The sequence below is a fragment of the Streptomyces sp. GS7 genome, assembly GCF_009834125.1.
GTDB lineage: Bacteria > Actinomycetota > Actinomycetes > Streptomycetales > Streptomycetaceae > Streptomyces.
Map to the genome: position 1 here is coordinate 3,726,033 of NZ_CP047146.1, position 19,098 is coordinate 3,745,130.

Annotated in this window: 17 protein-coding genes; 10 read left to right on the top strand and 7 right to left on the bottom strand. The window is 72.4% G+C overall.

Annotated features, from left to right (window positions below; translation table 11 throughout):
* The first annotated feature begins 1 nt into the window (after position 1).
* The 6 genes from GR130_RS16335 (at position 2) to GR130_RS16360 (ending at position 4,939) form a co-directional block, all read left to right on the top strand.
* On the top strand, positions 2-364 hold the full coding sequence (locus tag GR130_RS16335; protein ID WP_236573058.1) for a PadR family transcriptional regulator: 363 nt from the start codon (positions 2-4) through the stop codon (positions 362-364).
* On the top strand, positions 361-1,341 hold the full coding sequence (locus GR130_RS16340; protein ID WP_159505422.1) for a permease prefix domain 1-containing protein: 981 nt from the start codon (positions 361-363) through the stop codon (positions 1,339-1,341). Before GR130_RS16335 ends, GR130_RS16340 begins: the two co-directional genes overlap by 4 nt.
* A gap of 369 nt (positions 1,342-1,710) precedes the next feature.
* Positions 1,711-2,661, top strand: coding sequence for a hypothetical protein (locus GR130_RS16345; RefSeq protein WP_159505423.1), 951 nt, complete (start codon positions 1,711-1,713; stop codon positions 2,659-2,661).
* Between the two features lie 199 nt (positions 2,662-2,860).
* Positions 2,861-3,253 carry a hypothetical protein gene (locus GR130_RS16350; RefSeq protein WP_236573059.1) on the top strand — a complete coding sequence of 131 codons (393 nt, stop codon included), beginning with the start codon at positions 2,861-2,863 and terminating at the stop codon, positions 3,251-3,253.
* A 272-nt stretch (positions 3,254-3,525) separates the two neighbouring features.
* Positions 3,526-4,158 (top strand): VC0807 family protein, encoded by a 633-nt coding sequence (locus GR130_RS16355; RefSeq protein WP_236573060.1) that lies wholly within the window; start codon positions 3,526-3,528, stop codon positions 4,156-4,158.
* Positions 4,159-4,384: 226 nt separating this feature from the next.
* On the top strand, positions 4,385-4,939 hold the full coding sequence (locus tag GR130_RS16360; protein WP_159505426.1) for a MarR family winged helix-turn-helix transcriptional regulator: 555 nt from the start codon (positions 4,385-4,387) through the stop codon (positions 4,937-4,939).
* A 58-nt stretch (positions 4,940-4,997) separates the two neighbouring features.
* Here the strand turns inward: GR130_RS16360 and narI are convergent, their stop codons facing one another.
* From narI to GR130_RS16380, 4 genes are read right to left on the bottom strand one after another with little or no spacing between them, the layout of a single operon-like run.
* Positions 4,998-5,762: a respiratory nitrate reductase subunit gamma gene (gene narI / locus GR130_RS16365; protein WP_159505427.1), complete on the bottom strand. Its 765-nt coding sequence runs from the start codon at positions 5,760-5,762 to the stop codon at positions 4,998-5,000.
* Positions 5,759-6,349, bottom strand: coding sequence for a nitrate reductase molybdenum cofactor assembly chaperone (gene narJ / locus GR130_RS16370; RefSeq protein WP_159505428.1), 591 nt, complete (start codon positions 6,347-6,349; stop codon positions 5,759-5,761). Before narJ ends, narI begins: the two co-directional genes overlap by 4 nt.
* Positions 6,346-7,980: a nitrate reductase subunit beta gene (gene narH / locus GR130_RS16375; RefSeq protein ID WP_201304898.1), complete on the bottom strand. Its 1,635-nt coding sequence runs from the start codon at positions 7,978-7,980 to the stop codon at positions 6,346-6,348. The genes narJ and narH overlap by 4 nt, the downstream gene beginning before the upstream one ends.
* A 1-nt stretch (position 7,981) precedes the next feature.
* The gene (locus tag GR130_RS16380; protein WP_443043764.1) at positions 7,982-11,677 is read right to left on the bottom strand and encodes a nitrate reductase subunit alpha; all 3,696 of its coding nucleotides are present in this window, start codon (positions 11,675-11,677) and stop codon (positions 7,982-7,984) included.
* Between the two features lie 438 nt (positions 11,678-12,115).
* Here GR130_RS16380 and GR130_RS16385 point away from each other — a divergent pair, with 438 nt between their 5' ends.
* Positions 12,116-13,939, top strand: a complete 1,824-nt coding sequence (locus GR130_RS16385) for a chloride channel protein (RefSeq protein WP_443043609.1) — start codon at positions 12,116-12,118, stop codon at positions 13,937-13,939.
* Positions 13,940-14,030: 91 nt separating this feature from the next.
* Here the strand turns inward: GR130_RS16385 and GR130_RS16390 are convergent, their stop codons facing one another.
* Together GR130_RS16390 and GR130_RS16395 are read right to left on the bottom strand one after the other, a co-directional pair.
* On the bottom strand, positions 14,031-14,552 hold the full coding sequence (locus GR130_RS16390) for a MarR family winged helix-turn-helix transcriptional regulator (RefSeq protein ID WP_159505429.1): 522 nt from the start codon (positions 14,550-14,552) through the stop codon (positions 14,031-14,033).
* Positions 14,553-14,667: 115 nt separating this feature from the next.
* Positions 14,668-15,939, bottom strand: a complete 1,272-nt coding sequence (locus GR130_RS16395; RefSeq protein ID WP_443043610.1) for a mannosyltransferase family protein — start codon at positions 15,937-15,939, stop codon at positions 14,668-14,670.
* A gap of 64 nt (positions 15,940-16,003) precedes the next feature.
* Between GR130_RS16395 and GR130_RS16400 the strand changes: the two genes are divergently transcribed.
* Positions 16,004-16,384, top strand: coding sequence for a hypothetical protein (locus GR130_RS16400; protein ID WP_236573061.1), 381 nt, complete (start codon positions 16,004-16,006; stop codon positions 16,382-16,384).
* 54 nt (positions 16,385-16,438) lie between these two features.
* Here GR130_RS16400 and GR130_RS16405 read toward each other — a convergent pair whose 3' ends face one another.
* Positions 16,439-16,936 carry a SigE family RNA polymerase sigma factor gene (locus GR130_RS16405; RefSeq protein WP_159505432.1) on the bottom strand — a complete coding sequence of 166 codons (498 nt, stop codon included), beginning with the start codon at positions 16,934-16,936 and terminating at the stop codon, positions 16,439-16,441.
* A gap of 188 nt (positions 16,937-17,124) precedes the next feature.
* Between GR130_RS16405 and GR130_RS16410 the strand changes: the two genes are divergently transcribed.
* Together GR130_RS16410 and GR130_RS16415 are read left to right on the top strand one after the other, a co-directional pair.
* Positions 17,125-17,910, top strand: coding sequence for a PIG-L deacetylase family protein (locus GR130_RS16410; protein WP_236573062.1), 786 nt, complete (start codon positions 17,125-17,127; stop codon positions 17,908-17,910).
* Positions 17,911-18,153: 243 nt separating this feature from the next.
* Positions 18,154-18,879 carry a nucleotidyltransferase domain-containing protein gene (locus GR130_RS16415; protein ID WP_159505434.1) on the top strand — a complete coding sequence of 242 codons (726 nt, stop codon included), beginning with the start codon at positions 18,154-18,156 and terminating at the stop codon, positions 18,877-18,879.
* Positions 18,880-19,098 lie beyond the last annotated feature (219 nt).

Below are 19,098 nucleotides of genomic sequence, written 5' to 3' on the forward strand. Positions count from 1 at the left end.
TGTGGACGATGCTGAACTCCTTGACGCCCACCGGCAGGAGCTGCGCCGCGGCTCGGTGGTACTGGCGAGCCTGCTCGCGCTGCGGACGCCCGGATACGGCTACGGCTTGCTGAACGAGCTGGAAAGCGCAGGCATGCCGGTCGCCGGCAACACGCTCTACCCGCTGCTGCGCCGGCTGGAGAGCCAAGGGCTGCTGACCAGCGAGTGGGACACCACCCAGGCACGCCCACGCAAGGTGTACCGGACCAGCCGCGACGGCGCCCGCCTCGCCCAGGCACTGCTGCGCGAGTGGCGGGCGATCGACACGGCGCTGACCGGCTTGGACCCCGCCTCGGCCGCCACTTCGGAAGGACAGAGCCTGTGACCGCCACCTTGACCGACCGGTACGTCGCCGCCACCGTACGGCGGGTGCCCGACAGGCAGCGGCGCGAGATCGAACGCGAACTGCGCGCCGTCATCGCCGACGACATCGACGCCCGTGTCCAGCAGGGCGAGGGGCCGGACGAGGCGGAGCGCGCCGCGCTCACCGCGCTCGGTGATCCCCGGCTGCTGGCCGGCCGCTACGCCCACCACGGTGTCGGGCTCATAGGCCCCGACACCTACCCCGGCTACCGCCACGCGCTGCGGAGCGCAGCCTGGAGCGTGCTGCCGACGGTCTACGTCGTGCTCGCCCTCGTCCACCGGGCCCACGGGGAGAACGCGTGGGCCGCGCTGCTCCGCCCGTTGGGCGGCACCGTGAACGCGGCGATGTACCTCGCCGTCTGCGTGACCATCCCGTTCGTGATCGCCGACCGCGTGCGCCGCGCCCGTCCGGAGGCGGACCGCACCGCGGGCCCCTGGACCCCGGACCGGCTGCCCGCCGCCGACGAGCCGCGCCCGGCCACCACCCGCGACCTGGTGGGCACGATCGTCAAGGGAGCCGCCCTGATGGCGGCACTGTTCGCCCAACGGGTGGTCTCACCGGTCACCTCCGCCGGCGGCGCGCATGTGCCGATCGTCAATCCGGCCCTCTGGCACTTCTGGATCCCCTACTTCCTCACCGTGCTCGCCCTCACCGTCGCGATCGACGCGGCCGCCCTGCGGCTGCGCATCGGCCATCCGTTCACCGCCATCGCCCGCGTCGTGCTCACCGCCGCCGGCACACTCCCGCTCGGCTGGCTGTTCTGGCAGGCGAAGGTGTTCAACCCCGCGCTCGCCGGCAGCGCGGGCGCGCCGACGACCGTGGCCGCACCGGGCAGCTGGATCGCCTGGCTCGCCGCCCTCGTCCTCACCCTGGCCACCGCGGGCACCCTCGCGCAGACCGTGCGTGTCGTCCGCCGGGGCAGGGCCGTCACCGCGTAGCTGCGGCGCGGCCCGCAGCGCGCCGCAGGGGCCGGCGCCCCGATCGCGGACGACGCTTCCAGCCTGCCGGGACGCCAACGGCCGCCGTCCGCACGGGCGTTGTCGGAGGCGGGTGCCAGGATGCGGTATGGGGAGTGCGACCCGTTGTGGATCTGCGCCGGCTGTGTACGGACCGTGGAGGCAAGACGGGCGGGCGCCGGCCTCCGCGGCGCTCCGGCCGACCCGGCACGACGGTCGGAACGCCGCGGCGACCGCGGCCCGCCCGCCGCGGCATCTCGTAGTACGGGCGGTGCGGTAGCACGCACACCGGCACCCGTACCATGCCTGCACTCCGTTCCGTCCCCACCTCATCTGGAAGGCCATCGCGGAATGCCAGTCTTCAGACGCCGCAAAGGCAGCCGTCCCCAACTACTCCCCGAGCTCGACGACGCCGCCCTGGGAAAGGTCCGGCGGCGCGTCGAGACCTGCTGGGACCGTGGATCGCTCGACACGGCTGTCATGGCGCTGATGAAAGACGTGATCGACGACGCCGGCGAGGACTGGGACCGCAAGGCCCACCGCCTCCGGGTGCTCGCCGGGTCCGCCGGCCGGTCCCTGCCCGGCATCTGGCACCAGCACAGCCCCCGCGACCAGGGCGCTCTGCTGCTCCACGCCTGGTCGGATCTGCTGCTGGCCGTGGAGCAGGGCTCCACCATCGACCTGGATGCCACCCGGGAGAGCTGCCGGTTCGCGGCCGAGCTGCTGCCCGAGGACCCCACGCCCTGGATCCTGCACATGGCGACCCTCCGCCTGGAGCGGCGCCCCGCCGGCGAACTGTCGCCGATCTGGCGCGAGATCAAGGCACGCGACCCGTGGAACCGGGAGGCCCACCTCCAGGCGCTGGGCTACCTCTCGCCGGACGAGTGCGGTTCCAGCGGCCAGGTGCTGGATCTGCTCGACAGCGTCCGCTCCGCCATGCCCCCGAACGCCCCCGCGGCGGGCCTGGAACTCGCCGCGCTCGTCCGCAGCCACCACCGCGCCATGGCTCCCGGCGGGGTGACGGCCCTCGGCGCGGGCGAATTCTGGCGCCGCCACGATGCCGTCCGGGTGCTCGACCACGCGGCGCAATACTGGCCGGGCCCGGGATACCTCCGCCACGCCCAGGCACTCGCCGACCTGAACCTGCTCGCCTACGCCCTGATCAAGGCCGCCCGGCCCGCCGACGCCGCGAACACGCTGCGCGCCACCGGAGGCGTGGGGACGCCCTGGCCGTGGAACATCGAAGGCGAGCCCCTGGAGCGGTTCTCGCACCACTACCGCCGTGCCACCGCGGACAACTGAGAACGACGGTTCCGCCGGCGGTTCCGACTCACGGCTTGCACACGGCTCATAGCCGGATCGAGCGGAATCGCCACGACTTTCCCATGTCTCCCGAATGCCCCGATCTCTTCCAGGGGATCCCTTCCTGGAAGAGCGTTGGGAGACCCGCAGGTGCGACACCGCCAGCACCGGCCGTTCCACGGCCACCGGCGGGCGTCGCATGCTGCTGCTCCTGGCACTGCCGGCGATGGTGTGCACGGCACTGATCGTCGGCGGCTCCCAAGCCACCCCTTCCGGCATGCCCATCGACATCTTCGCCGCCCTCGGCGCCCTCGGCGCACTCGTACGCGTCGAGGCCACCCGCAACGCCCCTCGACCCGACGCACCCGCGCCGCAGCGACCGACCGCCTCCGTACCCGCGCAGACGCCGCCCTCCTCCGCCATGCCGGAGACGCCTCCCCGGCCCCCGTCCGCCGCGGTGCAGCCCGCGCCCCCGGCCACACCCGCTCCCGGCAGAGCCCTCCGCTGCCGCCGGCTGCTGACGCTCGCCGTCACGGCGGTATTCCGCCGGAGCACCGGCTCCACCGACGGCCGCGGGGCACCCGGTTCCTGACGGGACCGGCGCCGCGGCGTGCGCGGCCGGGGCGGACACACGCCCGCTCCGGCCGCGCACGCGCCCACCGGCTCAACCCGTGGGACGTCAACCCGACGGTGGAGACGAGGTGGAGAACGGCCCCTCAGGACCGGCCCAGGAGCCGATGCCTCTCCACCCGCTCGACTTCTAACGTCGATGCAGGTCGACGAAGCGCCGGAATGCCCGGCCACCTACACCCGGGGGTCCTCATGAAAGCCGCCATGGTGCCTGGTTCGACGAACAGGTGGCGCGTGCTGTTCGTCCCACTCGGCATCAACATCCTGCTGCCACTCGCGATGTACTACGCGCTGCGGGCCCAGGACATCGCCCAGTGGAAGGCACTGCTGCTGAGCAGTGTGATCCCGGCCGCGCACGCTCTGGGCACCGCCGTGGTCCGCCGCCGCGTCGAGGTGTTCGACCTCGTGATGGTCGTGCTGCTCGCGGTATCGGCGGCGACATCTCTGATCAGCGGCAGTCCGCGCGTACTTCTGCTGAAGGATGCGGGCATCCCCGCCGCCCTGGGACTCTGGATCCTGGGCTCGCTGTTCGCCGCGCGGCCCTTCCCCTTCCAGTTCGCGCGCCGACTGCGCGATCCGGCCGGCCAGGAGGAGGCGGAGCGCGCCTGGGACGACCTGCCGGACTTCCGGGCCGCGCTGCGCGGGCTGACACTGCTCTGGGGCGGCTCCCAACTGCTCGACGCCGTGCTGAGCACCCTGGAGGCACTCACCCTGCCCGTCGATCTGGTCCCGGTGATCGGCAGGTTCCAGTCCTTCGCGATCCTCGGCGTGGTGGCTGCCCTCACCGTCCGCCGTAGCCGCGCCTTCCCATCCGGCCGCGGCATCCCCCTCTTCGGCATACGGACCCCGGCGGCGTCGCGGGCCTGAGCCACCTCGGAGGCCCGTTGGCGTGTCCGGCGCTTCCTGCGTCCCTGGAGCCCTGAATCCAGGCAGCCGGACCGACAACGGCACTGAACCGCAGTGACAACGGACTGCATCGCACTGCATGTCGGAACGTGGTCGGCGCCGAGGCGGGTTGGGGTCCGGTGGATCTCGTCCGCCGATTCCGCCGCGGGGCGGGGCACCTCGGCGGACGGCAGGTATAACGGTCCCCATGCCGCATGACGAAACCGCACCGCGGGACGCCGCTCACCAGGCCGCCGAGCTGACCGATCTCGATCAGGAGGCCGAGGAGGTGACCGTTGCCGTCATGGCGGCATCGCGTCTTCTGGTCGCCGTCTCGGCGCGCTCCCTCGCGTCGATCGACGACTCGATGACGCTGCCGCAACTACGCGCCCTGGTGGTGCTGGAGAGCTGCGAACCGCTCAAACTCGCCGCCATGGCGGCCACGTTGGGCGTCAATCCGTCCACCGCGATGCGGATGGTGGTGCGGTTGGAGGCCGCCGGGCTGGTGGATCGGCGGCCGAACCCCGACAACCGCCGCGAGGTGGTGCTGCGACTCACGGGAGAGGGACGGGCCCTGGTGGAGCGGGTCCTCGCACACCGGCGGGGCCGGATCCGCGCGCTGGTCTGCCGGCTGCCCGCCGCGCAACGGGCGGTTCTCGTCCCGGCGTTGCGGGCCCTGACGCACGCGGCGGGGGAGCTGGCCGTGGACCCGTTCGACGAGGTGCGGCGGATAGGCGCTCTGGTCGAGGACCCGCTCGCGTAGGGCGGGTGGGGCACCCTCTGCAGGGAGAAGGGGTGGGACGGTGAAGCGGGCTGCCGGGTCAGCGTGGCAGGCCGGCGCGCCGGTGCCGTTCGGCGGGCTGCTTCGGGTACGGGCGGGCGGTGGCCGGGTGCCTGTACGGCGTGGCCCGGGCGTGTGAGCGGTAGACGATGTACGGCCGGACCAGGTAGCCGACGGGCGCGGTGAAGGCGTGCACGAGCCGGCTGAAGGGCCACAGGGCGAAGAGGGCCATGGCGAGCAGGGCGTGGAGCTGGTAGACGAGCGGGGCATGCGCCATCGCCGGGACGTCGGGGTCCAGTTCGAACAGGCTGCGGAACCACACGGAGACGCCGAGCCGGTAGTCGTAGGGGTTGGCCACCGAGGAGGCGGTGGCGGTGAGCCCGGCCAGGAGGACCACCGTCAGCAGCGGATAGACCACGCGGTCGCTGCGGCTGGTCGCCTGGCGGACCGCCGCCACCCGCAGCCGGCGCCAGAGGAGGACGCCGAGTCCGCCGACGGCCGCGACACCGGCCGTACCGCCCATGGTGAGGGCGGCGGCGTGGTACGTCGTCTCGCTGACGCGGAGGCGCTGGGTGATCCATTCGGGCACGAGGAGGCCCATGACGTGGCCGCCGACGACGAAGAGCAGGGAGTAGTGGAAGAGCGGTCCGCCGATGCGCAGCAGCCGGGACTCGTGCAGCTGGCTGGAGCGGGTGGTGAAGCCGAAGCGGTCGTAGCGGTAGCGCCACAGGGTGCCGGCGACGAGGACGGTCAGGGTCAGGTAGGGCAGGACGCCCCACAGGGCGATCTGTACGTGCGTGGTCACCGGCGGACTCCTTCGTCGCCCAGGGCGTGGTGCATCGGGAAGGGAACGGGGGCGGGGGCGTCCGGTACGGGCGCGGGCGGCGGGGCGGCGGGCAGTGTGCGCTGGACGGCGCGCAGGACATGGACGTAGGGGCTGCGGTAGTCGTCGAGCGCCTGGGCGAGGAGGCCCAGGGCGCCGCGGTACTGGTGGAGCAGGGGGGTGCCTGCCCGGGGGCAGCGGGCGGCGAATTCGAGCAGAGCGGGGAGGAAGTCGGGCAGTTCGCCGGCGTCGGGCTCCCAGCCGGCCGCCCGGTAGTGCGCCTTGAGCGCGGCCAGGGAGGCGCCGCGGCGGCGGGTGTCGCCGTCGGTGTAGTGCGTGAGATGGAGGGTGCGGCGTCGGCTGCGGTCGAAGGTGGTGACATAGCGCGCCGCCAGTTCCAGGGGCGGGACCGGCGCCGTCGCGCGGCAGAAGTCGAGCAGCAACTCGCCTTCCGGGCAGTTGAGTCGGGTCAGCGCGGCGGTGACCTCGGCGGCATGTCGCGGCCAGGCCGGGCCGGGGTACGAGAGGAGCAGGGCCGCGGCCTGGTGCAGGGCCCGATGGCGGATCACCGGGTGCCGTCCGCTGTGCCGTGGGGCGGGAAGAGCCCGCTCGGGCGCCCGCGGCCGTTCCAGTTCAGCAGGTTGACCCGGCCGCGCAGCCGGCTCGCGGGCGCCTCGGTGGCCCGTGCCGGCACGGCGTGGAAGGCGTCCGGGTCGTACATGCCCGGACCGCCGTGCCCGTCGAGGCTGCACCCGCCGCCGGCGTCGTCCGGGCCCGCTTCGGTGGTGTAGCCGGTGGGAATGACGTACCGCTCCTCGTACTTGGCGAGTGCCAGCAGCCGGTACATGGCCTCGATGGAGTGGTCGTCCATCCCGACACCGCGGGCGATGGCCGGGTCTCGTTCTTCGCCGAGGTTGATGCGGCGCATGTGCGCGCGCATCGCAGCCAGCCGGCACAGCGCGGCCTCGACCGGTCCGCGGTCCCCGGCGGTGAAGAGCCCGGCCAGGTAGTCGAGGGGGATGCGCAGTGTGTCGATGGCGCCGAAGAGGTTGGCCGGGTCCTCGCCGTCGTGGCCGCTGCGGGTCAGTGCGTCGACCACGGGGGAGAGCGGGGGGACGTACCAGACCATGGGCAGGGTGCGGTACTCGGGATGGAGGGGCAGTGCGACCCGGTAGCGGGTGATGAGGTCGCGCACGGGGGAGTGGCGGGCGGCGGTGATCCAGTCGTGCGGGATGCCCGACTCCTCGGCGGCGCGGACGACTTCGGGGTCGTCGGGGTCGAGGAAGCAGCCGAGCTGGGCCTCGTAGAGGTCCCGCTCGTCGGGGACCGCGGCGGCCTCGCCGGCCCTGTCGGCGTCGTAGAGGATGACGCCGAGGTAGCGCAGCCGGCCGACGCAGGTCTCCGAGCAGACGGTGGGCTCGCCCGCCTCGATGCGCGGGTAGCACAGGGTGCACTTCTCGGCCTTGCCGGTGCTGTGGTTGAAGTACACCTTCTTGTACGGGCAGCCGCTGACGCACATCCGCCAGCCGCGGCAGCGGTCCTGGTCGACCAGGACGATGCCGTCCTCGATGCGCTTGTAGAGGGCGCCGGACGGGCAGACCGCGACACAGGCCGGGTTCAGGCAGTGCTCGCAGATCCGCGGCAGGTAGAACATGAACGCCTGCTCGTACTCCAGCTTGACCTGGTCGTTCAGGCGGCGCAGCACGGGGTCGCCGGCCAGGTGCTCGGGGCCGCCGCCGAGGTCGTCGTCCCAGTTGGGGCCCCAGGTCACCGCGGTGGGCCGGCCGTCGATCAGCGAGCGGGGGCGGGCGGTCGGCAGGTCGTCGCCCAGTGGCGCGGAGATCAGCGTCTCGTAGTCGTAGGTCCAGGGCTCGTAGTAGTCGTCGAGCGAGGGGAGTTCGGGGTTGGCGAAGAGCCGGGCCAGGCGGCGGGCCCGGCCACCGGTGCGTGGGACGAGGCGGCCCCGGCCGTCGAGGCGCCAGCCGCCCCGCCACTTGTCCTGGTCCTCGTGGCCGCGGGGGTAGCCCTGGCCGGGGCGGGTCTCGACGTTGTTGAACCACGCGTACTCGGTGCCCTGCCGGTTGGTCCAGGTCTGTTTGCAGGTGACCGAGCAGGTGTGGCAGCCGATGCACTTGTCGAGGTTCATGACCATCGCGATCTGCGCCATGCAGCGCCCGATGGTGGTGGTGCGACGGGGCATGTCAGTACTCCACGTGCTGGGTGCGCCGGCGGATCACGGTGACGGCGTCCCGCTGATTGCCGGTGGGCCCGTAGTAGTTGGGGGCGAAGGACAGCTGTCCGTAGCCGCCGATGAGGTGGGTGGGCTTGATCAGCAGGCGGGTCAGGGCGTTGTGCACCCCGCCCCGGCGGCCGGTCGCCTGGGTGCGCGGGACGTTCACCAGGCGTTCCTGGACGTGGTACATGAACACCGTGCCGGGCGGCATACGGTGCGAGACCACGGCTCGTGCGGTCACCACGCCGTTGGGGTTGACCGCCTCGATCCAGTCGTTGTCCGCGGCCCCGATGGCCTCGGCGTCGGCCACGCTCATCCAGATGACCGGCCCGCCGCGGGCCAGGGTCTGCATGAGGAGGTTCTCCTGGTACTCGGAGTGGATCGACCACTTCGAGTGCGGCGTGAGATAGCGGACGGTCACCGAACGGGCGCCGTCGTCGGCCGGGGTGGCGCCCTGTACCGCCGTCATGTCCAACGGAGGCCGGTAGACCGGGAGTTGTTCGCCGAGTTCGGCCATCCAGTCGTGGTCGAGATAGAAGTGCTGGCGCCCGGTGAGGGTGTGCCAGGGCTTGCGGTGCTCGGTGTTGACGGTGAAGGGGGCGTAGCGGCGGTCCGGGGCCTCCTTGCCGGACCATTCGAAGCTGGTGCCGACCTGTACGGGCCGGTCCTGGGTGTCGGAGAAGACCACCCGGCGCTCGCGGACCGATTCGGCGAGCGCGGCGAAGCCGGCGCCGGGCCCGCAGCGCTCGGCGAGCCGGTCGAACCCCTCGGCCGCCAGGCGCCCGTTGGTGGTGCCGGACAGCGCCAGGATGGCCTCGCACAGTTTCACATCGGTGTCCAGGAGCGGCCGGCCGTGGGCGGGCCCGGTCGCGACGGTGCCGCAGCGCTCGGCGAGCCAGCGGGCCTCCGGCACGGGGTGGACGGTGATGCCCTTGACCGTCATGCCGTGTTCCTCGGCGAGCGGGCCGAACGCCGCCAGCTTCTCGGCGACGGCGGTGTAGTCCCGCTTGACGACGGCGAAGTGGGGAAGGTTGCCGCCCGGCTCCGGGGGCGCGCCGTCCCGCCAGTCCCGGACGGTGCCGCCGGGCTGCGCGGTCTCCCCCGGGGTGTCGTGCTGCGGCGGCGCGGCCACCAGGTCGTATGTGGTCTCCAGCCGGTCCGCCGCCAACTCGCTGAATTTCTCCGCGAGTCCGTGGAAGATCTCGAAGTCGGTGCGCGACTGCCAGGGCGGGCTGATCGCGGGGGAGAAGGCGTGCACATAGGGGTGCATGTCCGTGCTGGACAGGTCGTGCTTCTCGTACCAGGTGGCGGCGGGCAGCACGAGGTCGGCCATCAGTGTGGTCGAGGTCATCCGGAAGTCCAGGGCCAGCAGCAGGTCCAGCTTGCCGCGCGGCGCCTCGTCGTGCCAGGTGAGATCGTGCGGCCGGCTCCCGTCCGGCGCCTCCTGCGCACGCGCGTTGTCGCTCGCCCCCAGCAGATGGCGCAGGAAGAACTCGTTGCCCTTCGCCGAGGAGCCGATCAGGTTGGCCCGCCACACGGTGAGCACCCGCGGCCAGTTGGCCGGGGCGTCGGGGTCCTCGAAGGCGAACGCCAGTCGTCCCGCGGTGAGTTCGGCGGCCACCCACTCGCCGGGCTCGTGCCCCGACGCGTGCACCCGCCGGCCGAGGTCGAGCGGGTTGGCGGTGAACGTGGGGGCGGACGGCATCCACCCCAGCCGCATCGACTGGGCGACGAGGTCGGCGGTGTGCCGGCCGGTGAGCGCGCCGCGGGCGGTCGGCGCGGCCAGTGTGCCGGCATCCTGCGCGTCGTACCGCCACTGGTCGGTGTGCAGATACCAGTAGGGGGTGCCGGCCACCTGCCGTGACGGGCGCACCCAGTCCGCGGCGGACTGCAACTGCTGCCAGCCGGCGTACGGGCGGACCTTCTCCTGGCCTACGTAGTGGGCCCAGCCGCCGCCGTTGACGCCCTGGCAGCCGGTGAGCAGGAGCAGGGTCAGGAAGGAACGGTAGATGGTGTCGGAGTGGAACCAGTGGTTGGTCCCCGCCCCCATGACGATCATGCAGCGCCCGCGGGTCTTCTCCGCCGTGTGCGCGAACTCCCGCGCCGCGCGCACCACCGCGCCCGTGGGAACCGAGGTGATCGTCTCCTGCCAGGCAGGGGTGTACGGATGCGCCGCGTCGTCGTAGCCCTCGGGCCAGTCGCCCGGCAGCCCGGGGCGGCGGACGCCGTACTGGGCCAGGAGCAGGTCGAAGACGGTGGTCACCCGGCGCCCGCCGATCTCCCGCACCGGGACCCCGCGTAGCAGGGCGCCGGTGTCGTCGAAGCGCGGCAGCAGTACGCGGGCGCAGTCCCCGCCCTCCCGGAGAAAGGTCAGGGCGGGCTCCACCCCGTTCAGGTCCAGGTTCCAGCGGCCCAGCCCGCCCTTGGACCAGCGGTCGCCGAGGGTGCCGTTGGGCACGACGGGCCGTTCGGAGGCGGCGTCGAGCAGCACCGGCTTCCAGGACGCCGCCGCCCCGTCGTCCGGATCCAGTCCCAGATCCGCCGCGGTCAGGAACTTCCCCGGTACCAACTCCCCGTCCTGCTCGGTGAGTTCGACCAGGAACGGCAGATCGGTGAACTGCTTGACGTACTCGGTGAAGTACGGGACCTGGCGCCGCACGAAGCACTCGGTGAGGATCACCTGCCCCATGGCCATCGCCAGCGCACCGTCGGTGCCGGGGTGCGGATGCAGCCACTCGTCCGCGAACTTGGTCGCGTCCGCGTAGTCCGGGGAGACCACCACCACCTTCTGGCCCCGGTAGCGGGCCTCGGCCATCCAGTGCGCGTCCGGGGTGCGGGTCACCGGAACGTTCGACCCCCACAGCATCAGGTAGGCCGCGTCCCACCAGTCGCCGGACTCCGGTACGTCCGTCTGGTCGCCGAAGACCTGCGGTGAGGCGATGGGCAGGTCCGCGTACCAGTCGTAGAAGGAGAGCATCGGCGCGCCGATCAGCGACATGAAGCGCGCTCCGACGGCGTGCGAGGCCATCGACATGGCGGGGATCGGGGAGAAGCCGGCGACCCGGTCCGGGCCGTACGCCGCGATGGTGTGGACATGGGCGGCGGCGGCGACCTCCAGCGCCTCCTCCCAGCCGATCCGCACCAGGCCGCCCTTGCCGCGGGCCGACTGGTAGCGGCGCCGCTTGGCGGGGTCGCCGGTGATCTCGGCCCAGGCGGCCACCGGGTCGCCCAGCCGGTCGCGCGCCTCGCGGTAGAGCTCCAGGAGGACCCCGCGCACATGCGGGTAGCGCACCCGGGTCGGCGAGTAGGTGTACCAGGAGAACGAGGCGCCCCGCGGGCAGCCGCGCGGCTCGTATTCCGGCCGGTCCGGGCCCACCGACGGGTAGTCCGTCTCCTGCGTCTCCCAGGTGATCACGCCGTCCTTGACGTACACCTTCCACGAGCAGGAACCGGTGCAGTTCACCCCGTGCGTGGAGCGCACGACGCGGTCGTGCGCCCAGCGCTCGCGGTAGGGGGCGTCGTTGACGCTCTGATCGGTGCGGTACACGGCCCGCAGGTCGGGGGTCGTCACCGACCGCCGCAGTGTCGTTCCGGCCCGCAGCAGCTGCTCCGCGGCCACCGCCGCGACACGTTCCGCTTCCTTACGGGCACCGCGTCCTACCACCACCGTTGCTCCTTTCACGGTATGCGGGTAGCGGCGCCGACCGCACGGGCCCCCGTGCCGTGGCGGTCGCGTTCCACTGCGACCAGCTTCACCACGCCGTGCCGTCAAGAGCGCACCGTCACGGCAGAGTTGATGAACGTTGTACGTAGTTTTTCTTGCTCTTTGCAATACTTGCCATGGGCATGCACTTCGGGTCGGTGAGGGGGTGTCAGATTCCGGCCATGCACCCGGCGGGGCGCGTGCCGGCGCGCTCCGGTACGCGCCGTCCGCCCTCCGGAGCCATCCGGCGATCCGTCCGCGTGCCGGACGCCGCCTCGCCCGGACTATTGCGTACTGCAATACTTTCACTATGGAAAACATACGGACATGCCCGTGGCCGGGCGGCCGAGCAGGTCTGACAGATGCCCCGCGAGCCGGCGGAGGGCTGCGGTGAACGGGGTGCGCAAGACGAAGAGGACGCACCGAGGTGCCCACCTCGGTGATTTCACGGTCCAGCCGAGGATGCTGCTGATCTGCGGCTGGGCGCTGCTCGTCGGCGGGGCCGGGGCGGTCGCGGCACTGGCGCTGCTGCGGCTGATCGGCCTGGTCACCAACATCGTCTTCTACCAGCGATGGTCCACCTCGCTGGTCGCGCCGGGTCTGGAGCACCGGCCTTGGTGGCTGGTACTGGGCGCGCCGATGGCCGGCGGGCTGGTGGTCGGCCTCATGGCGCGCTACGGGTCCGAGAAGATCCGCGGCCACGGCATGCCGGAGGCGATCGAGGCGATCCTGACCGGCGGCAGCCGGGTCGCGCCGCGGGTGGCCGTGCTCAAGCCGGTGTCGGCGGCGATCAGCATCGGCACCGGCGGCCCGTTCGGCGCCGAAGGGCCGATCATCATGACCGGTGGCGCGATCGGATCGATCCTGGCGCAGGGCCTGCGGCTGAGCGCCGACGAGCGCAAGACCCTGCTGGTCTCCGGCGCGGCGGCCGGCATGGCGGCGACCTTCAACTCGCCGCTGGCCGCCGTGCTGCTCGCCGTGGAACTGCTGTTGTTCGAGTGGCGCCCGCGCAGCTTCGTCCCGGTCGTCGCGGCGGTCGGCGTCAGCACCGTGGTGCGCGGCTTCCTCCTGGGCACCGCCCCGATCTTCCCCGTCTCCGCCTCCGGTCTGCACGTCGCCCCCACCGTCGACGCGCTCTGCGCGGTCGCCGGCCTCCTCGGTGGCGCACTGGCGGTGGCCGCGACCTGGCTGGTCTACCGCGCCGAGGACGGCTTCGCCCGGCTGCCCTTCCACTGGATGTGGTGGCCCGCCATCGGCGGGGCGGTCATCGGCCTGGGCGGACTGGTCGAGCCGCGCGCCCTCGGTGTCGGCTACGACGTCATCGAACAGCTGCTGACCGGGCGCGCCACGGTGTCGCTGATCGTCGGCATCCTGGTCGTCAAGACCCTGATCTGGTCGCTCTCGCTCGGCTCCGGCACCTCCGGCGGTGTGCTCGCCCCGGTGTTCATGATCGGCGGGGCGGTCGGAGCGGCCGAGGGACTGCTCTTCCCGCACGTCATCCCCGGATTCTGGGCGATGATGGGGCTGGCAGCCGTGGTGGGCGGCGTGATGCGGTCACCGCTGACCGGAGTGGTCTTCACCCTTGAACTCACCCATGCCTGGGGCGCGGTGCTGCCGCTGCTGATCTCCTCCACCGCCGCCTACGCCCTGTCGGCCCTGCTGCTGAAGCGCTCGGTGCTCACCGAGAAGATCGCCCGCCGCGGACTGCACCTGACCAGGGAGTACTCCACCGACCCCCTGGAGACGTTCTTCGTCGAAGAGGTCATGGAACGCCGGCCGCTCCTCCTCGCGGGCCGGGAAAGCCTGGAGGCGGCGCTCAGGCTCACCAAGGACGCGGCGGACACCGCCGGCGGCGGGCAGCGGCTCGTCCCCGTCCTCACCGACGACGGGGTGCCGGGCATGGTCGTCACCCGCGACCGGCTCCTGGAGGCGACGTCCGAGGACGCCGCCGCGCACGGCCGGACCACGCTCGCGGACGTCTGCGAACCGTCCCCGGTGATCCTGCGGCCCGACGACACCCTGCGCCGAGCCGCCTACCTCTTCGCCGAACACGGCGTCACCGAAGCCCCGGTCGTCAGCCACGGACCCGACGCCCAGGTGGTGGGGACCATCGCCCTGCACCACCTGCTGCACGCACGGCGCCACGACCTGACCGAGGAGCACCACCGGCAGCGCCTCATCCCGGGCCAGCGCCGCCGCAGCCCGGACACCGTCCCGGCATGAGCCGCACCGGCGCCCCCACCCGGCAACCGGCCGGGCGGGGGCGCCGTCCGCGCGCCCAGGGTCTGCCCGATGGGTCAGGGCCGAACCGGCCCTACGGCGATTCGGTCAGCGAATCCACGGCCTGCTCCCCGGCGGCCTCGGTCAGCGCGCGCAGCCCCCGCACCAGCTCGGCCCGCCGGCCGGCGGGAAGGCGGCCGACGATGGCCTGGATCTCCTGGTGCCGGTGGGCCATGACCTTCTCGACCAGCCGCCGGCCGGCCGGCCGCAGCCGCAGGACGACCTCACGGCGGTTACCGGGGTTGATCTGACGGTCCATGAGTCCGGCGGCCTCCAGCTTGTCGACCATGCGCATCGCCGTGGAGGGGTTCACGTCCAGCGCGGCAGCCAGCGCGGCGAGCTTCACCGGGCCCTCACCGTGCAGGACCACCAGGGTGCGCAGTTGCGGCAGCGTCAGCGCCGGCTCGCTCTCGGCGAGCGCCCGCGCGGAGAGCGCGACGAACAGACGGGACGCCGTCATGACGGCGGCGGTGACCTCGTCAACGGTCTCGTGCAGGTCCTCCGCCAGCCGGTCCGCCGGAACCGGATCGCCCTCGTTCTTCGCTTGTCGCACCATGCCGCTGTTATATCGCTCCACCCGGCGGCCCCGGCCAACGAGGTCCCGCGCGGGCCACCCAGCGGACAGGCCCCAGCCCTCGCAGTACTTCCCCGATGCCGCCCCCGCCGACCCCTCACCCGGCCCAGCGTCCCGACAGGAACGTCACTGCGAAGACCGCGGTCAGCGGCGTGACCAGGCAGAGGTAGACGGCGCGGAACCGCGGCCTGCGCAGGCTCCGGGCCGCCAGCGCGATCCACAGCGGCCACCACAGCAGGGTGGCGCGCGGGATGGACATGTACCAGTACGAGGTTCCCAGCGCGCAGAGGCTGAGGCCGACGTACAGGGCTTCGGGCCAACGGCGTTGCCGGACCAGCAGACCGACCAGCAGCAAGCCGACGACCATCGCGGCGAGTTCGGCCCGGAACATGAACGCGTACCCGGTCGTCTGGACATGGTCGAACGCGTTGTGCCAGGTGTGGCCCCAGGCATCCCACGGAGTGTGGAAGGTCCGGTACCAGCCCCTCTCCTCGGCGTGCTTCCACGCCCACCAGTCACCGGTGCGGGCGTGCAGGTACCAGCCGTAGACGAAGGCCGGCAGCGCGGGCAGGGCGAGCCACGGCAGGGCCCGCAACTCCCGCCGGCCACGGGCGGAAAGGAAGAACTCCCACGCGAGCGCGGCGGCGAGGAACAGACCGCTGACCCGCACCGCCGTCGCCAGCGCGGCCAGTGAGGTCGCCAGGGGCCAACCGCCGCGCCGGGCCGCGAGCCAGGCAGGCAGCGCGAAGGCGAGGAACAGGGACTCCGTATAGCCGACGGCCAGGAAGACCGCGCACGGGGACACCAGGAAGAACAGCACGGCCCGCCGGCCCGCCCCCGCATCCGGCAGATGAAGCCGGGTGATACGGGCCAGGGCCACCACGGCGACCGCTCCGGCACCCAGGGAGATCAGCAGCCCTGCTGTCGTCCAGCCCGGTACGGCGACATGGACCGCGCGCAGCAGCAGTGGAAAGCCGGGGAAGAACGCCTCCCGGTTGTCCCAGTCCGCCTGCCACGGACCTGCCTGCCCGGGGAAGTAGCCCTCGCTCGCGATGTGGCGGAGGTGGTCCCAGTCCCAGCGTGCGAAGGAGGCCAGCACCGGGCCCGGGTCGCGGGTGCCCGGGTCCGACGGGAACAGCCAGCGGACGCAGTACGCCGTGATCCAGATACTCGTTCGGGTCAGCAGGTACAGCCACAGCGCCTCCCGGTCGGCCTGGCTCAGGCGCGGGGCCGACCGCCCCAGGAGATCCCGGCGTACCCGCAGCGCCACCCCGGTCGCGCGCCGGCGCACGGGACGCGGCCGCGGTGGCACCCGGGGCGGTGGGGCGGTGGGTATGCGCTCCCGCAGACCGGGCGGCACAGCGGACACAGGGACTCCTCGGTGTGTGTGTGGGGCAGGCGCCATCGCCCGGCGGCCACCCGCCGGGTCACGGGTGCGTGCGCCTGATCAGGGCGGTGCGGTGGTGGACCCGGGCTCCGTGCTCCGCGCGGAAGGCGTCGCCGTACGCGCCGGGGACTGCCCGGCCGGAGCGGAGGAACCGCCGGACGGCCCCGTGTTCGGTGTGGCCCCCGTCGTCTCCCGCCCGGGGAGCGGCACCACCGGAGCCCGGGACGTGGGTGCCGGCATCGGCCGGCTCGGCGACGGGCTGGTCGCCGGAACATGCGGCGCCGGCCGGTGGGGCAGCAGCGCGACCGCGGTCGCCACCCCGCCACCCAGGACCAGGCACGCCGCCACGGCCAGGCCGGCGATCTGCCGCCGCCGGCCTCGCCTGGCCCGCTCGGCGATGTACGCGACCGGCGCCGCGGCGCTGTGAGCCTGCCCCACCCGGGCCGCTTGCCGGAACAGGGACCGCAACGGGTCCTGGTGCTCAGTCACCGGTGGCCTCCTCGATACGCGGGTCCTGCAGGCGGTGGGCGAGTGCCGACCGCCCGCGACTCAGATGCGTCTTGACGGTGCTCGCCGAAAGCCCCGTCTCACCAGCGACCTGATCAACCGTCAGATCGCACAGGTAGTGCAGGGTCAGGATCCGCCGCTGCTGCGCCGGCAGCTCCCGCAACGACTCCACGAGCGCCACCTGCTCCGGTCCCGGCCCCTCGACATGCGGCGGGGCACCACTGCGCTTCCAGGCATCGGCCGACCGGCGCCGGAACCGCCACCGGCTGACCGCCAGCCGCCAGGCAACGGTGCGGATCCACGCCTCGGGCCGGCCGTCCCGGTCGAGCTGCCGACGCCGGCTCCACCCCCTGACGAACGCCTCCTGCACCACGTCCTGCGCCTCGTGGAGGTCGCCGAGCATCACGTACAACTGCCCCGTGAGCCGCGCGACCGTCTGGGCGTAGAACTCTTCGAACTCCTCGACGGTCAACAGTCACTCCCGGATCTCTCGCTTCACCGGGCATACGCCCGGCAGCGGGTTCTCGGTCGACATCAGCCAGAAGAAAACAGTGTGAGCGTCCTCACGGAACCACGCCGCGACGAACACGCGTCGTCAGTCGGAATGACCTCGCCATGCCACAAGCCAACGTGGCCGCAGTCAGCCGGGAGGCAGACAACGTGACAGCGGACGACGCCACATCCGCCGGAGATACACCGAGCCTGCTCGCGGTGTTCGCCCACCCGGACGACGAGTCCCTGGCGGCGGGCGGCGTGCTCGCCCGGCACGCCGCCTCGGGCGCCCGCACCGCAGTGGTCACGGCAACCTGGGCCGCGGACACGCCCCGAGCCGCCGAACTGGCCGAGGCGCTGCGCATCCTCGGTGCCGGCACCCCACGCATGCTGGGCTACGCCGACGCCCGCGCACCACAGTCCGCCCCCGGCCGCACCCGGCTCTGTGAAGCGCCGCTCGACGAGGCGGTCCGACGGCTGGTGGCGCATCTCCGGGAATTCCGCCCGGAGATCGTCGTCACCCATGACGCCTACGGTGGACTGACCGGCCACCTCGACCATGTGCACACCCACCGGGTCACCCTGCTCGCGGTCCAGGCGTCCGGGCTGGAGCGCCTCTACCCCGATACCGGCGCCCCCTGGCAGCCGAGCGCCGTCTATCTGGCCACGCACCCGCACTCGGCCGTACCGGCGTTGAGCGACCTGGCCCGCACCGGCAAGCCGATGTACACCGTCCCGGACGAGCTGGTCACCGCCACCGTGGACGTCGGCCCCTGGCTGGAACGCAAGCTCGCCGCCATCTTGGCCCACCGCACCGAGGTGACGCGCGGAGCCCTCCCCGGCCTGATCGCCGCTCTTCCCGCCAAGGCCCGGCAGCGACTCCTTTCCACCGAGTGGTACATCCGACACGAACCCGTCACCACGGCCGCAGCCCAAACGAAACTGACTGCCTGAGGAGGAGAGCGGGCCGACCGAGGGGACCGTCGCGTAAAGAAGACGCCCCGATCCACCACCCCCTTCGCCTCCCGGCGAGTCGCCAACACCACACCCAGGAAAAGGAGTTGCCCCCATTCTTCCCGGCGTGTGCGGCGCTGGCGAAAGCCGTGTGCGCGCCTCCGGGGCGACGTTCGCAGCTTCGGCGATCGCGCTCGCTGCACCACTGGAACGCGCACACCCCGGCTGGCACGATGAGCATCCATGAATGATCACGCCAATCCCGCTACTCAAGCTCTGCGCCTGGTCTCCACGCGCTTCCCGCACGCTCTCGGCGCCGTGCTCGGCGGCTCGGCCGCCGAAGGGCGTGCCACCGAGGCAAGCGATCTGGACGTGGCCATCCTCTTGCCGGACTCGGACACCAGTCGTCGCGAGGTGATACGCCACGAGGGCCGCCTGGCCGAGCTGTTCCTCAACACCCTTGCGGACGTGCCGGAATTCTTCGCCTGGGACAGAGCCCGCCGCCGGGGAACGGTCCTGTTCATCTACGGCCAGGGGCTGCCTTTGACGGACCCCCACGGCCACGTGTCCCGTACGTGCGAAAGAGCCCGAGCCGTGCTCGCGTCCGGCCCGCCTCCCCTCACCCCGGCGGAACGGGAGCGATCGCGCTACGTACTCACCTGCTACATCGACGACTTGGCGGATACCCCCGCGGCCCGTCGGTACGAACAGCTCTCACTCGCCGATTTCACCTTGCGTGAGGCGGCGCACCTGCTCACGGCCCACCACAATTCCTGGACAGGCATCGGCAAATGGCTGCCCCGCCGCCTCCTGCACGCGGACCCGGCGTTGGGGAAAGCCCTTCTGGACGGCCATCAGGCCGTGGCCGAACGCGCCGACGCCGCCCCGCTTTCGGCAGCCGCCGAGCACGTTCTGGACCTGGTCGGCGGACCGCTGCGGGACGGTTACGCCTATCGCTGGCGCCCCTGACGCGCCGACTACACCAAACTCGACGGACTCGCTGGATACAGCGGACTCGCCTGAGTGCAATTCCGGCGGATTCCGTCAATGCGCCAGGCAAGATAACCGGCAGACGGTGTGTCAGCCAACCAGGGCACGGCCGGTCGGTGGCTTCGACGGCCCCCTATGGGCTGTCGAGGCGAATGCGGAACGCGGAGCGGGCCGAACCTCCGAGCGGGTGAATCGTGG